Source organism: Spirillospora sp. CA-108201, from assembly GCF_050936235.1.
In the GTDB taxonomy this organism is placed as follows: domain Bacteria; phylum Actinomycetota; class Actinomycetes; order Streptosporangiales; family Streptosporangiaceae; genus Spirillospora.
On sequence record NZ_JBNJNE010000001.1, the window covers coordinates 3,403,491 to 3,416,298 of the forward strand.

Sequence of the window (12,808 nt, forward strand, 5' to 3'; positions counted from 1 at the left end):
GATGCCCGTGCACGACCGGCCGCTCACCCCCGCCGCCCGGCGGGTCCTCCAGACGGCGAGCGAGCTGTTCTACGAACGCGGCATCGGCTCGGTCGGCATGGAACTGATCGCCGCCGAGGCGGGCGTGACGAAGAAGACCGTCTACGACCGGTTCGGGTCCAAGGACGCGCTGATCCTGGCCTACCTGCGGACCCGCGACGAGCGGTGGCGCGCCTTCGTGACCGGCCGGATCGCCGAGGCCGCCGGCCCCCGCGAGCGGGTCCTCGCCACGTTCGACGCCCTCGGACAGTGGCTGTCCACAGAATCCGGGCGCGGCTGCTCGATGGTGAACGCCTGCGCGGAGCTGCCCGACCCGTCCCACCCGGTCCACGGGGTGGCCGCCGAGCAGAAGGCGTGGGTGCGCGCCCTCTACGCGGACCTGGTGGGCGACGGCGTGCTGGCCGACCAGCTGCTCATCCTGCACGAGGGCGCGGTCGTCGCGTACAGCGTCGGCGGCGTCCGCGACGCGGCGGCCTCCGCCCGCGCCGCCGCCGAGGCGATCGTGCCCCGGCGGCTCAGCGCCGCCGCCCCCTGAACATGTTGATCAGCCCGCGCAGGGCCCGCTCGTCCAGGGACCCGAACGGGTTGTCGTGGACGAGGTAGGTCCAGGTCGCCGAGGGCCGCTTCAGCCCCGCGGAGTCGAGGTCGACGCCGTCCTCGGAGGCCGTGAGGGCCGCGAAGGCGGCCGCGGAGCGCTCGCGCGCGTGGGCCAGCAGCCGCTTGCCCGCCGGGACGGCCTCCCGGTTGAACTCGATCAGCGGGTCCAGGCCCCGGCCGAGCGAGCGCAGGTGGATGCCCTCGCGCAGGTCGGCGAGGAAGGCCAGGTGCTCGGCCCAGCAGCGGTCGAGCTGGTACAGGACGATCTGCCGCGCGGCCTCCGCCACCGCGTCCGCGCCCGCGATCCCGGCGAGCTCGGCGTGCCGCTCCGGGGCGTCGGCCGCCAGGGCCCGGTCGGCGGCGTCGCCCCGCAGGACGGCGTCGCGCTCGGCGAGCACCTCCCGCCGCTGGAGCCCGATCAGGTGGTTGTACCGCCACGTGTTGCGGTGCAGCTCCAGGTCGACGCCCTCCGCGACGCGCTGGGCGTGGCCGACGATCCAGTGCGCGCCCTTGTCGGTGATGAGCCCCTCGTCGCCGGCGGGCGCCTTCGACTCCTCGTCCGGCGCGTAGCGGGTGACGAGGTCGTCCTGGAGGCTGGTGAAGAACACCGAGCCGCCGGGGTCGCCCTGCCGTCCGGCCCGCCCCCTGAGCTGGCCGTCCAGGCGGCTGCTGTGGTAGCGGCCCGTTCCGATGACCAGCAGGCCGCCCGCGTCCGCGACCCGGTCGCGTCCGGCGCCGTCCCGCTCCGCCGGGGCCGTCCCCGGGGCGGACGGCGAGGGGCTGCCGCCCAGCCGGATGTCGGTGCCCCGGCCGGCCATCTGCGTGGAGACCGTGATCGCGCCGTGCGCGCCCGCCTCCGCGATGATCGCGGCCTCCTCGGCGTCGTTCTTGGCGTTGAGGACGACCCGGTCGAGCCCGGCGCGGGCCAGGCGGCGGGCGAGCCGCTCGGACTCGGCGACGTCGCCCGTCCCGACCAGCACCGGGCGGCCGCCGGCGTGCGCGGCGGCGATCTCCTCGACGATCGCGACCTCCTTGTCGGCGGCGGTCGCGTAGAGGCGGTCCGGCTCGTCCTCGCGGACGCACGGCCGGTTCGGCGGGACGACGGCGATCGCCAGTGAGTAGAACTCGGTCAGCTGCCCGGCGACGGCCATCGCGGTGCCCGTCATCCCGCACCGGACGGGATAGCGGCCGATCAGCTCCTGCACGGTGATCGAGTCGAGGATCTCGCCGCTCGGGGAGGCGTCCAGGGCCTCCTTCGCCTCGACCGCCGCCTGGAGGCCGTCCGGCCAGCGCTGGAGCAGGGCCACCCGGCCCCGCGACTCGCTGACGAGCTTCACCGCGCCGTCCCGGACGATGTAGTCCACGTCGCGGTGCAGCAGGACCTCCGCGTGCAGCGCCACGTTCACCGCCGTCAGCGTGGCGAGGTTCTCCGGTGCGTAGAGGTCCAGCCCGAGGGTCCGCTCCACCTCCCGCGCCCCGGCCGCCGTGAGCTGGACGTTGCGCGCCTCGTCGTCGGTGGCGTAGTGCAGCCCGGGCCGCAGCCGCCGGACCAGGTCGGCGTGCCGCGGGTCGGCGGAGTCGAGGTCGGCGGCGCCCGCGAGCACGAGGGGGACCATGGCCTCGTCCACCAGCACCGAGTCGGCCTCGTCGACCAGCGCGACCGACGGCTCGGGCAGCACGAGGTCGCCCGCGCCGGTGGCGAGCCGGTCCCGGAGGAGGTCGAACCCGACCTCGCTGACCGGCGCGTACGTCACGTCCGCCCGGTAGGCCTCGCGCCGCTCGGCGGGCGTGGACGACTGGCCGACCCAGCCGACCGTGACGCCCAGCATCGCGTAGAGGGGCCCCATCCACCCGGCGTCGCGCCGCGCCAGGTAGTCGTTGACCGACATCACGTGGACCCGGTGCCCGCGCAGCGCGTAGCCGGCCGCCGCCAGGGCCCCCGACAGGGTCTTGCCCTCGCCGGTCGCCATCTCGGCGACGTGCCCGGACAGCAGGGCGAGCGTCCCGACGAGCTGCACGTCGAAGGGCCGCTCCCCCAGCGTCCGGCGGGCGGCCTCCCGGCCGAGGGCGCACAGCTCCGCGAGGTCCTCCTTCCCGCGGAGGGCGGCCGCGGCGGCGGTCAGCTCGGCGTCCGCCAGCTCCCGGACGCGGGACTCGCGCGTCCCCGCCTCGTCCACGAGCGCGCGCAGCGGCGCCAGATCGACGCTCCCCGGCTTCTGGACGAGGCGCCGCAGCCGGTCACGCAGTGCCATGACGTCCCCTCGGTTCGTCGCTCACGGTTCCCCCAACGGGCTGGCAGGAGTCGGCGTTCCCATGATCTCAGCGCGCCGGCCCCGGGGGTGTCCAGGGCGGCCTCCGCTGTTGGTCTGACCTCGAACTCATTCCTCGGGCGGATCCCCTCGGCCCCCGCGTTTGAAAGCATGGCCTCATAACGGGGTTTGCGGTGGCCGAGGGGAAAGCGTCACCGCGGAACGGGGTTTCGGCATGACACCTACGGCACGCAAGGCCGCCGCTCTCCGGCGCAAGCGTCAGATCATCAGCCAGACCGTCATCGACCGCGCGCTGAACGACCCGCGCCGTCATCCGGAGGTCGCCGTCGCGGTGGCGTCCGCCAAGTAGGGGAACGGTCCACCACACGATCGGGAGGCGCCTCCGCCCGGCGGGCGGAGGCGCCTCCCGCCTTCGCGGCGCGCCTTCCTACGATGCCCCCGCGGCCGAGAAGACGTCGTCGCGCGCCTGCTCCAGCGCCGCGTGCAGGGCGCCGCGCAGGACGGGGTTGCCCTTCACGCCGGTGACGGCGACGGCGGGGCGGGTCGGGCTGATCCGGCCGACGATCGACTCGATGCGGGTGGCCAGCGGCCGGCCCCCGGCGCGGCCGAGGCTCCCCGACAGCACCACGAGCCCGGGGTCCAGGACGATGTTGACCGAGGTCACGCCGTAGGAGATGCGGTCGGCGAGCTCGTCGAGGAACGGCCCGCCGCGGTCCTCGTCGGAGGCGGCCGCCCGGACGCAGTCCACGGCGGTCGGCTCGGCGATGCCGTGCTGGTGCGCGAGGGCGCGGACCGCGTCCGCGCCGACCAGGGCCCCGTAACCGCCGGCGAGGGTCGGGATCCCCCAGGTGGTCGACTCGGTGACGCCCTCGTCCCGCGCCGCGCGCCGGGCGGCCCCGACCGGCAGCGGCGCACCGGGGACGGGCAGGTAGCCGATCTCCCCCGCGCCGCCCCACCGGCCGCGGTGCAGCCGTCCGCCGAGCATCACCGACAGGCCCATGCCGCGGTCGAACCACATGAGCGCGAAGTCGTCGGCGTCGCGCGCGGCCCCGTAGGCCCGTTCGGCGATGGCGGCGAGGTTCACGTCGTTCTCGATGGTCACGGGGCGGCGCAGGTCGGTGCGCAGCGCGGCGAGGACGCCCTCGTGCCAGGCGGGCAGGTCGAAGGAGAACTGGACGTCGCCGGAGCGCGGGTCGACGACGCCGGGCGTCCCGATGACGAACGCGCTCAGCTTCGACACCGCGACCTTGGCGGAGCGGCACGCCTTGACGACGGCGCTGTGCACCGTCTTCACGGGGTCGTCGGCGCCGTTCGGGTCCACGGTGACCTGGGCGACGACGTGCCCGGTGATGTCGGCGACGCCGGCCGTGACCCCGTCCGGCCCCACCTCCAGGCCCGCGACGTACGCGCTGGACGGGACCACCGCATAGAGTGCGGCGTTGGGGCCCCGTCCTCCGGCCTGCTCCCCCACCACCGAGACGAGCCCGCGCTCCTCCAGCCGGGACAGCAGCTGGGACGCGGTCACCTTCGACAACCCGGTGTGCTCACCGATCTGCGCGCGGGTGAGCGGGCCCTGCTCGACGAGCAGGTCCAGTGCCGCGCGGTCGTTCAGCTCACGCAGCAGCCTCGGCGTTCCCGGGCGTCTTGCCATGGTGACCCCTGATGTCTCAATCCGCTAACGAGCAGTTTTGTTTAGGAAAGTTTCTTGTTAGTTTACGCCCAAGCGCCGACCGGCACGGTACCCCGGGTCGGGGGCGCGCGCAGAGCGCGGACTGGCGAGCAGGGCGCCCGCGAGCGATGCGAACGCGAGAGGGGCATGGCTGGGACCCTAAAGGGTCCGCGCCGTCTCCACTCGCACCGCAGGCCACAAGGCCGCGCGAGGCGATGCCGGAAAGGAACCCCAGTGAAGTACATCAAGGTTGCGGCAGTGACGGCCGCGATCGCCCTGGCCGCCACGGCCTGCGGCGGCGACAAGAAGGACGGCGACGCGGGCGACGGCAAGGACCCGGCGCAGCTGAAGGTCTGGATGATGGGCGACGGTACGCCCGAGCAGACCAAGTTCCTCGACGGCGTCGAGGCCGAGTTCAAGCAGAAGCACCCGAACACCGACGTCCAGGTCAAGTACGTGCCGTGGCCCCAGGTCGCCACCACCTTCCAGAAGGCGGCGGCCGGCGGCGAGGGACCCGACGTCACCGAGCTGGGCAACACCGACGTCCAGTCCCACATCGAGCAGGGCAGCCTGGCCGAGATCACCGATGAGTTCAAGGGCTGGGCGGACGGCAAGACCCTGAACAAGACCGCCCTCGGCAACGACACCGCCGACGGCAAGACCTACGCCGTGCCGTGGTACGGCGGCGTCCGCGGCGTCTGGTACCGCACGGACTGGTTCCAGGAGCTCGGCATCCAGCCGCCGAAGACCTGGGCGGACCTGACGGCCGCCGCGAAGAAGGTGCAGGACTCCAAGAAGGTCCCCGGCATCGGCATCCCGAGCGACCAGACCAACGCGCTGCTCAGCTTCGTGTGGGGCAACGGCGGCGAGGTCGCCGTCGACGACGGCAGCGGCGGCTTCAAGGGCCAGCTCGACCAGCCGCAGACGGTCGAGGCGGTCAAGTACTACGCCGGGCTCGTCACCACCGACAAGGTCGCCCCCGAGAAGTACGTCGGCAAGAACGAGCTGGAGGGCCCGCAGCGCGACTTCGCGCTCGGCAAGCTCGGCATGTACGTCGACGGCAGCTGGGCGCTCAAGGAGATGAAGAAGATCTCCGCGAAGAACGCCGACAAGTGGGGCGTCTTCCCGATCCCGACCAAGACCGGCGGCAGCGCCCCGGTCATGGCGGGCGGCTCCGACCTCGCGGTCTGGAACGACAGCAAGGCCAAGGGCGCGGCCTTCGACTACATCACGGTCCTGAACAACGCCAAGAACGCCAAGGGCTGGGCGGACTACAGCGGCTTCTCCTCCATGCGGTCGGACGTGAAGTTCTCCGACCCCAAGCTGGAGATCTTCACCTCCATCGCCGGCAACACCAAGTTCCCGCCGATCAGCTCCGGCTGGGGCGAGTTCGAGCAGGCCAAGAAGGTGCTGCCGAACGCCGTCAAGGCGATCATGCAGGGCAAGTCCGCCGAGGAGGAGATGAAGAAGGCGAACGAGCAGGCCAACACGCTGCTGAACCCGTAGTACCCGGCTGAACGGAACGTCCATGCTCGACACCGCTCCCGCGGTGCGGAGAGCGCCCGGCCGGAGAACGTCCGGCCGGGCGCGCCCCCGCCGCAGGCCCCGCTTCGGGCCCTACCTGCTGATCGCGCCCACCGTGGCCGTGATCGCCGTCCTGATGTTCTGGCCCATGATCCAGATCGGGGTCATGTCGTTCCAGAAGGTCGGCAACCGCCAGCTGCGCGGCGAGCCGGCCGAGTCGGTGGGGACCGAGAACTTCCAAAAGATCTTCAACGACCCGTTCTTCTGGCAGACCCTCCGGCACACCGTGCTGTTCGCCGTCGTCGCGGTGTCCCTGACCCTCGTCGTCGGGACGCTGGTGGGGCTGCTGCTCAACAAGCTCGGCAAGCGGATGTCGAGCTTCGTCGCCGGCGGCGTGATGGTCGCCTGGGCCACCCCGCCGGTCACCGCGGCGATCATCTTCAGCTGGCTGTTCGGCACCACCGGCGGCCTGGTCAACTGGAGCCTCGACCTGCTGCCCGACCTCCTCGTCGGCGGCGGCTGGAGCGACTACAACTGGTTCGCCACGCCGCTGTCCACCTACACCGTCCTCACCGTGTGCGTCGTCTGGCAGGCGTGCCCGTTCGTCGCGGTGTCCGTGCTGGCCGGGCTGAAGAGCGTCCCGGGCGAGCTGTACGAGGCGGCCCGGGTGGACGGCTCCGGACCGTGGCGCACGTTCTGGAGCCTCACCTACCCGATGCTCAAGCCGATCTTCCTGGTGCTGGTCGTCATGTCGATCATCTGGGACTTCAAGGTCTTCACGCAGCTGTTCATCATGGCCGGGATGGCCAACCGCGACGCGTTCAACCTGTCGCTGTACGGCTACTCCGAGGCGTTCGGCTCGCTGAATCCGAAACTCGGCATGGGCTCGGCCATCGCGCTCGTGCTCACGCTCATCCTGCTCGTCGTCACCGCCCTCTACGTGCGGGTCATGGTCCGTCAGGGGGAGACCCGATGAGGCGCCTGACGCGCAAGCTGCTGCTGAACGGGACCGGCCTGCTGGTCTTTGTGATCGCGGTGTTCCCCGTCTTCTGGATGGCCTCCACCGCCTTCAAGCCCAACACCGAGATCTTCAGCACGACGCCGAAGCCGCTGCCGTCCCATCCGACGCTGGAGCACTTCGACCTGGTGCTGAACGGCGGCATCGCCGAGGTCTCCTTCTGGGAGTACTTCCGCAACAGCGCGATCCTGGCGCTCGTCACCGTGCTGGTGTCGGGGCTGCTCTCGCTGATGGCCGCGATCGCCGTCGCCCGGTTCCGGTTCCGGTTCCGCACCACGTTCCTGATCATGCTGCTGGTGGTCCAGATGGTCCCGTGCGAGGCACTGGTCATCCCCCTGTTCCTCGACCTGAAGCAACTGGACCTGCTGAACAGCCTGGCCGGCCTCGTCATCGTCTACATCGGCTTCGCCGTCCCGTTCGCGATCTGGATGCTGCGCGGCTTCGTCGCCGCGGTGCCGCGCGAACTGGAGGAGGCCGCCGCCATCGACGGCGCGGGCCCGGTCCGGACGTTCCTGCGCGTCATGCTCCCGCTCGTCGCGCCCGGCCTGGTGGCGACCAGCATCTTCTCCTTCATCACCGCCTGGAACGAGTTCATCTTCGCGTTCACGTTCCTGGACGACCAGACCAAGTACACCTTGCCGATCATGCTGCAGTTCTTCTTCGGCCGCAGCGGCAACGCCTGGGGGCCCATCATGGCAGCGTCCACGCTGCTCACCATTCCCGTCATCGCCTTCTTCCTGATCGTCCAGCGCCGCATGGTGTCCGGGCTCACCGCCGGGGCGGTGAAGGGATGACGACCGACGACATCGCGACCACGGCGGAGATCGCCCGGCTCGCCCGCGGCACGCTGCTCCCGTCCTTCCCGGGCGCGACCGCGCCCCGCTGGGTCCTGGACGAGATCGAGGCCGGCCTCGGCGGCGTCACGCTGTTCGCCCTCACCGGCAACGTCCCGAGCCCGGAGTCGCTGGCCGCGCTCACCGCGCAGATGCGCAAGGCCGGCGACCCCTTCGTCACGATCGACGAGGAGGGCGGCGACGTCACCCGCCTCGGCGGCCACGCCACCGGCAGCCCCTACCCGGGCAACGCCGCGCTCGGCGCCGTCGACGACCCCGAACTGACCCGCCGCATCTACCGCTCGCTCGGCGCCGAACTGGCCGAGGTCGGCGTCAACTTCAACTTCGCGCCGTCGGTCGACGTCAACACCGCCGACGACAATCCGGTCATCGGCACCCGCTCGTTCGGCTCGGACCCCGCGCTGGTCGCGCGGCACGCCGCGGCCGCCGTCACCGGCACGCAGGAGGCGGGCGTCGCCGCCTGCGCCAAGCACTTCCCCGGCCACGGCGCCACCGTGGACGACTCCCACCTCGGGATCCCGCTCGTGGACGCCGACCTGGACCTGCTGGACCGCCGCGAACTGGTCCCGTTCCGGGCGGCGATCGCGGCCGGCACCCGCGCGGTGATGACCGGGCACCTCAACCTGCCCTCCATCACCCGCGGGGCGCCGGCCACCCTCTCCCAGGACGCGATCACCGGCCTGCTCCGCGAGCGGCTCGGCTACCAGGGCGTCATCGTCACCGACGCGCTCGACATGGAGGGCGCCAGCGGCGCGATCGGCATCCCGGAGGCGTCCGTGCGGGCCCTCATCGCGGGCGCCGACCTGCTGTGCCTCGGCCCGCACGAGCACGCCGAGACCGTCGAGGCCACCCTCGCCGCGATCGACGAGGCCGTCCGGACCGGGCGCCTCCCCCTCGCCAGGCTGGCGGACGCGGCCGAGCGCACCCGCCTGCTCAGGGAATGGCTCGCCGGGCACAGCCCCGCCGTCGTCGACCGGCCCGCCGGCCTGGAGGCCGCCCGCCGCGCCGTCCGCGTGACGGGCACGCTGCCCGGCTGGACCGGGACGCCCCTGGTCGTGGAGACCGAGTCGACCGGCAACATCGCGGTCGGCCCGACCCCCTGGGGCCTGAGCCCGTGGGCGCCCGACGCCGTCCAGACCGACGGCGCGGACGGGACGGCGGACCTTGTCTTGGATCGTGCCAAGGGCCGCGGTCTCGTCATCGTCCTCCGCGACGCGCACCGCCACGCCGGCCAGCGCGCCCTCACCACGGCCCTCCTCACCGCCCGCCCCGACACCGTCGTCGTGGAAATGGGCCTCCCCGTCTGGCGCCCCGCCTCCGCCGTCTACCTCGCCACCTACGGCGCCGCCGCCGCCAACGCCCAAGCCGCCGCAGAACTCCTGGGGCTCTGTTGATTGCCTTTTTCTCCTCCTTCGGGCCTGGCGGCCCTCCATCGTCGATAAAGGCGGGCGATCGCTGGCATCGCTCCGGCTCGCCTTGAGGCTCGCTGCGCGATCAGGTTCTCGCTTCGCTCGAACCTGCCTTCGGACGCGATCGCACCAGTGAGGTTGTCGCGGGGTCGCGGTGGGGGCTGAGGTCCTTGCAGTAGCCGGTACCGGTCGACGGGGAGGCCGCCGCGCGGCCGGTCCTCGCTTCGCTCGGACCTGGCTTCGCGATCAATGAGTGGTCGCGGGGCCGATCGAGGCCGTCGCCGTAGCTGGTTCACGCCCGACCAGTGGGAGAAGACACCCCGATGCCACACCCGCTCTTGTTCCGGCGACGCGTCGTGATCCTCTGTGCGCCCTCAGCTACCACCGCAACCACGCGACGACCTGGGGGACCGCGATCGCGTCCGAAGGCAGGTTCGAGCCTGCGAGAACCTGATCGCGCAGCGAGCCCCTGGGCGAGCCGAAGCGATGCCAGCGATCGCCCGCGGTGCTCGACGATGGAGGGCCGCCAGGCCCGAAGGAGGAGGGCACTGCCATAGACACAGCAGGGCCGCCAGGCCCGAAGGAGGAGGGCACTGCCATAGGGACCTACCGAAGCGGTCCTATCGGCAAGGGATAATGCGAATATGCGATTGTCCGCCCGGGTCGACTACGCGCTGCGCGCCTCCGCCGAGCTGGCGGTCGCCGGGAGCCATCCGGTGACCGCGGTCCAGCTCGCCGAGGCCCAGCAGATACCGCCCAAATTCTTGGAGAACATCCTCGGCCAGCTGCGCCGGTCAGGGCTCGTCCGGAGCCAGCGGGGGCCCGAGGGCGGCTACTGGCTGGCGCGTCCGGCCGAGCGGATCTCGCTGGCCGACATCATCCGCGCCATCGACGGGCCGCTGCTCGGCGTGCGGGGCGAGCGGCCCGAGCACGTCGGGTACGAGGGGCCCGCACGGTCCCTTCAGGAGGTGTGGATCGCGCTGCGCGCCAGCGAGCGGTCGATCCTGGAGCAGGTCACCCTCGCGCACATCGCCGCCGGGGAGCTGCCGGCGCCCGTCCAGAAGCTGACCGAGGACCCGTCCGCCTGGGAAAGCCCCTCCCTGATCTGACATGCCCGAGGGCGACGTCGTCTGGCTGGCCGCCCGGCGCCTGCGCGAGGCGCTGAAGGGGCGGGTGCTGACGCGTTCCGACTTCCGGGTGCCGAAGTACGCGACGGCCGATCTGCGCGGACGGACCGTTCTGGACGCGGTCTCGCGCGGCAAGCACCTTCTGGTGCGGGTGGAGGGCGGGCTGACCGTCCACACCCATCTGAAGATGGAGGGGCGCTGGCAGATCCGCAGGGCCGGGCCTCCTCCGCGCGACCACCGGGTGCGGCTGGTGCTGGCGAACGCGGAGTGGCAGGCGGTCGGGTACTCGCTCGGGGTGGTCGAGTTGCTGCGCACCGACGAGGAGGGCGCGGCGGTCGGGCATCTCGGGCCCGATCTGCTCGATCCGGGGTGGGGGCCGGAGACGGCGGCGGAGGCCGTCGCCCGGCTGGCGGAGCGGCCGGAGCAGGCGATCGGGGAGGCGCTGCTCGACCAGACGAGGGTCGCCGGGATCGGCAACGTCTACAAGGCCGAGGTTCTGTTCCTGCGGGGCGTGAACCCGTGGACCGCCGTCGGGAACGTTCCCGACCTTTCTGGCCTTGTGGAGCTCTCTCATCGCCTGCTGGAGGCCAACAAGGAGCGGCACGGGCACATCACGACCGGTGAGCTGGGGCGCGGCCGGGAGCACTGGGTGTACGGGCGCGCCGGACGTCCGTGCCGGAGGTGCGGGACCCGGGTCGAGCGGGCGGAGCAGGATGAGCGGGCGACCTTCTGGTGCCCGCGCTGCCAGCCGGTCGGCGCCCGCCCCGCACCCTGAGGCCCGAGGGCGGGTCGCCGCCTGTCCGGGTCGCCGGATCCTGCGCCCGTGCGTTGATCGTGCGTCGCCCGGTCGCCCTTAGTCAATTCTCGGGTTTTGTTGGGAAGCTCCTCGGTCTAGCTTGGGTGTTGTGACCTTGGACGACCTTCGTGTGTTCGTGGCGGTGTGCGCGGCGGGGAACCTGAGCGCGGTGGCGCGGGATCTGTCGTGCAGCCAGTCGGCCGTCAGCCAGCACGTCAAGCGGCTCGAACGCGAGACGGGACTCGTGCTTCTGGAGCGGCGCCCGCGCGGCGTGGTGCCGACCCGTGCGGGGCGCATCCTCCACGGGGCGGCGCGGGAGGGGATCGCCGGGTTGGACGCCGCGCTGCGTCAGCTCGACGACCTGCGGCGCGGGGTGGGGGGCACCGTCCGGGTCGCGACGGGGGCCACGACCGTGCGGCACTTCATGGCGGAAGGCGTGGCCGCGTTCCGGGCACGGCATCCCGAGGCCGCGCTCCAGTTCGAGACCGCCGGGTCGAGCCGCCGGTGCCTGGAGGCGGTGCGCTCCCACACGGCCGATCTCGCGTGGGTGACGATCGGGCCGCCGCTGGAGGGCGTCGAGCAGCGGGCGTCGTGCGAGCTCCCGTGGGTGCTGGCCGTGCACGTGGACGACCCGCTGGCCGCGCGGGCGTCCGTGGCGCTGGGCGAGCTGGCCGCGATCCGCTACATCGAACTGCCCGCGCACTCCACGTCCCGCGTCCACCTGGAGATGCATCTGGAACGCCACGGGGTCCGCCTGACCTCCACCACGAGCGTCGCCGACTGGGACACCGCGCTCCTGCTGGCCGAACTGGACCTCGGCCAGGCGATCCTGCCGGCCCTGCCCGGGTGGGGAGGAGGTCCGGGCGACGTCCGGCTGGTCCCGGTCCCGGAACTGCCGCCGCTCACCGCCGGATGGGCGGCGCGCCGCTGGGACGCCCTGAGCCCGCTCGCCGTGGAGTTCGCCGAGACCGTCCTGGCGCATCTCTGATCAGCGCACGGTCACCTGCCCGTTCGCGACGGTCAGCACCGCCTGCGGCGCGCCCCCGCCGCAGCGGGGGCCGTTCGGGAACGTTTCCCTCGGTGTGACGTCGAGGCGGCGGTCGAAGTAGGTCCGGCCCTTCGCGTCGCGCAGCTTGAGCGTGACCTGGACGGGCGCCTTGGGCAGGCCGTCGAGCCGCGCGAAGCCCGACTTGCCCCCGTCCGGGGACGCGGAGGCGCCGCATGCGGCGTCGGGCCCGTCGCCGTCGCAGCCGGTCGAGACGGACTTCGAGGTCGGGCTCAGCACGATCCGGGGCTCCTGGCACGTCCCGTTCCAGCACGCCCGGACGGACGCCGCCGCGAGGCGGGAACCGTCGGGAACGACCAGGTTCAGGCCGGGCTCGGACCCGATCAGCGTGCAGGGCCGGCCCGCGCCGCCGGATTCGGAGCCGCAGGCGGCCAGGGCGAGCAGGGCGGCGGCGAGCGGCACGGCTCGGGAGACAGGGCGCATACCCCATGATCGGCAG

12 protein-coding genes are annotated in these 12,808 nt (G+C 72.6%); 9 read left to right on the forward strand and 3 right to left on the reverse strand.

The window, feature by feature from the left end; genetic code table 11:
* Nucleotide 1: 1 nt before the first annotated feature.
* Nucleotides 2-574: a TetR/AcrR family transcriptional regulator gene (locus tag ACQEU6_RS16530; RefSeq protein WP_499332893.1), complete on the forward strand. Its 573-nt coding sequence runs from the start codon at nt 2-4 to the stop codon at nt 572-574.
* Here ACQEU6_RS16530 and secA2 read toward each other — a convergent pair.
* Complete coding sequence (gene secA2, locus ACQEU6_RS16535) at nt 555-2,888, reverse strand: accessory Sec system translocase SecA2 (RefSeq protein ID WP_499332895.1); 2,334 nt, start codon at nt 2,886-2,888, stop codon at nt 555-557. The genes ACQEU6_RS16530 and secA2 overlap by 20 nt on opposite strands.
* A 232-nt stretch (nt 2,889-3,120) precedes the next feature.
* On the opposite strand from secA2, the gene ACQEU6_RS16540 reads away from it, so the two are divergent.
* Nucleotides 3,121-3,255: a hypothetical protein gene (locus tag ACQEU6_RS16540; RefSeq protein WP_499332897.1), complete on the forward strand. Its 135-nt coding sequence runs from the start codon at nt 3,121-3,123 to the stop codon at nt 3,253-3,255.
* A 78-nt stretch (nt 3,256-3,333) separates the two neighbouring features.
* On the opposite strand, the gene ACQEU6_RS16545 is transcribed toward ACQEU6_RS16540, so the two are convergent.
* Nucleotides 3,334-4,557 carry an ROK family transcriptional regulator gene (locus ACQEU6_RS16545; protein WP_499332898.1) on the reverse strand — a complete coding sequence of 408 codons (1,224 nt, stop codon included), beginning with the start codon at nt 4,555-4,557 and terminating at the stop codon, nt 3,334-3,336.
* A 252-nt stretch (nt 4,558-4,809) separates the two neighbouring features.
* Between ACQEU6_RS16545 and ACQEU6_RS16550 the strand changes: the two genes are divergently transcribed.
* From ACQEU6_RS16550 to ACQEU6_RS16580, 7 genes are all read left to right on the forward strand, one after another.
* Nucleotides 4,810-6,081 carry an extracellular solute-binding protein gene (locus tag ACQEU6_RS16550; RefSeq protein WP_499332900.1) on the forward strand — a complete coding sequence of 424 codons (1,272 nt, stop codon included), beginning with the start codon at nt 4,810-4,812 and terminating at the stop codon, nt 6,079-6,081.
* A 22-nt stretch (nt 6,082-6,103) separates the two neighbouring features.
* Complete coding sequence (locus ACQEU6_RS16555; protein WP_499332902.1) at nt 6,104-7,075, forward strand: carbohydrate ABC transporter permease; 972 nt, start codon at nt 6,104-6,106, stop codon at nt 7,073-7,075.
* The gene (locus ACQEU6_RS16560; RefSeq protein WP_499332903.1) at nt 7,072-7,911 is read left to right on the forward strand and encodes a carbohydrate ABC transporter permease; all 840 of its coding nucleotides are present in this window, start codon (nt 7,072-7,074) and stop codon (nt 7,909-7,911) included. The genes ACQEU6_RS16555 and ACQEU6_RS16560 overlap by 4 nt, the downstream gene beginning before the upstream one ends.
* Complete coding sequence (locus ACQEU6_RS16565) at nt 7,908-9,365, forward strand: glycoside hydrolase family 3 protein (protein WP_499332904.1); 1,458 nt, start codon at nt 7,908-7,910, stop codon at nt 9,363-9,365. Before ACQEU6_RS16560 ends, ACQEU6_RS16565 begins: the two co-directional genes overlap by 4 nt.
* Nucleotides 9,366-10,024: 659 nt before the next feature.
* Nucleotides 10,025-10,489 carry an RrF2 family transcriptional regulator gene (locus ACQEU6_RS16570; RefSeq protein WP_179843198.1) on the forward strand — a complete coding sequence of 155 codons (465 nt, stop codon included), beginning with the start codon at nt 10,025-10,027 and terminating at the stop codon, nt 10,487-10,489.
* Nucleotide 10,490: 1 nt separating this feature from the next.
* A complete protein-coding gene (locus tag ACQEU6_RS16575) occupies nt 10,491-11,282 on the forward strand; it encodes a DNA-formamidopyrimidine glycosylase family protein (protein WP_499332906.1) in 792 nt (263 codons plus the stop codon).
* A gap of 130 nt (nt 11,283-11,412) precedes the next feature.
* Nucleotides 11,413-12,291 carry a LysR family transcriptional regulator gene (locus ACQEU6_RS16580; protein WP_499332908.1) on the forward strand — a complete coding sequence of 293 codons (879 nt, stop codon included), beginning with the start codon at nt 11,413-11,415 and terminating at the stop codon, nt 12,289-12,291.
* Here the strand turns inward: ACQEU6_RS16580 and ACQEU6_RS16585 are convergent, their stop codons facing one another.
* Nucleotides 12,292-12,792: a hypothetical protein gene (locus tag ACQEU6_RS16585; RefSeq protein ID WP_499332909.1), complete on the reverse strand. Its 501-nt coding sequence runs from the start codon at nt 12,790-12,792 to the stop codon at nt 12,292-12,294. It lies immediately after the preceding gene.
* Nucleotides 12,793-12,808 lie beyond the last annotated feature (16 nt).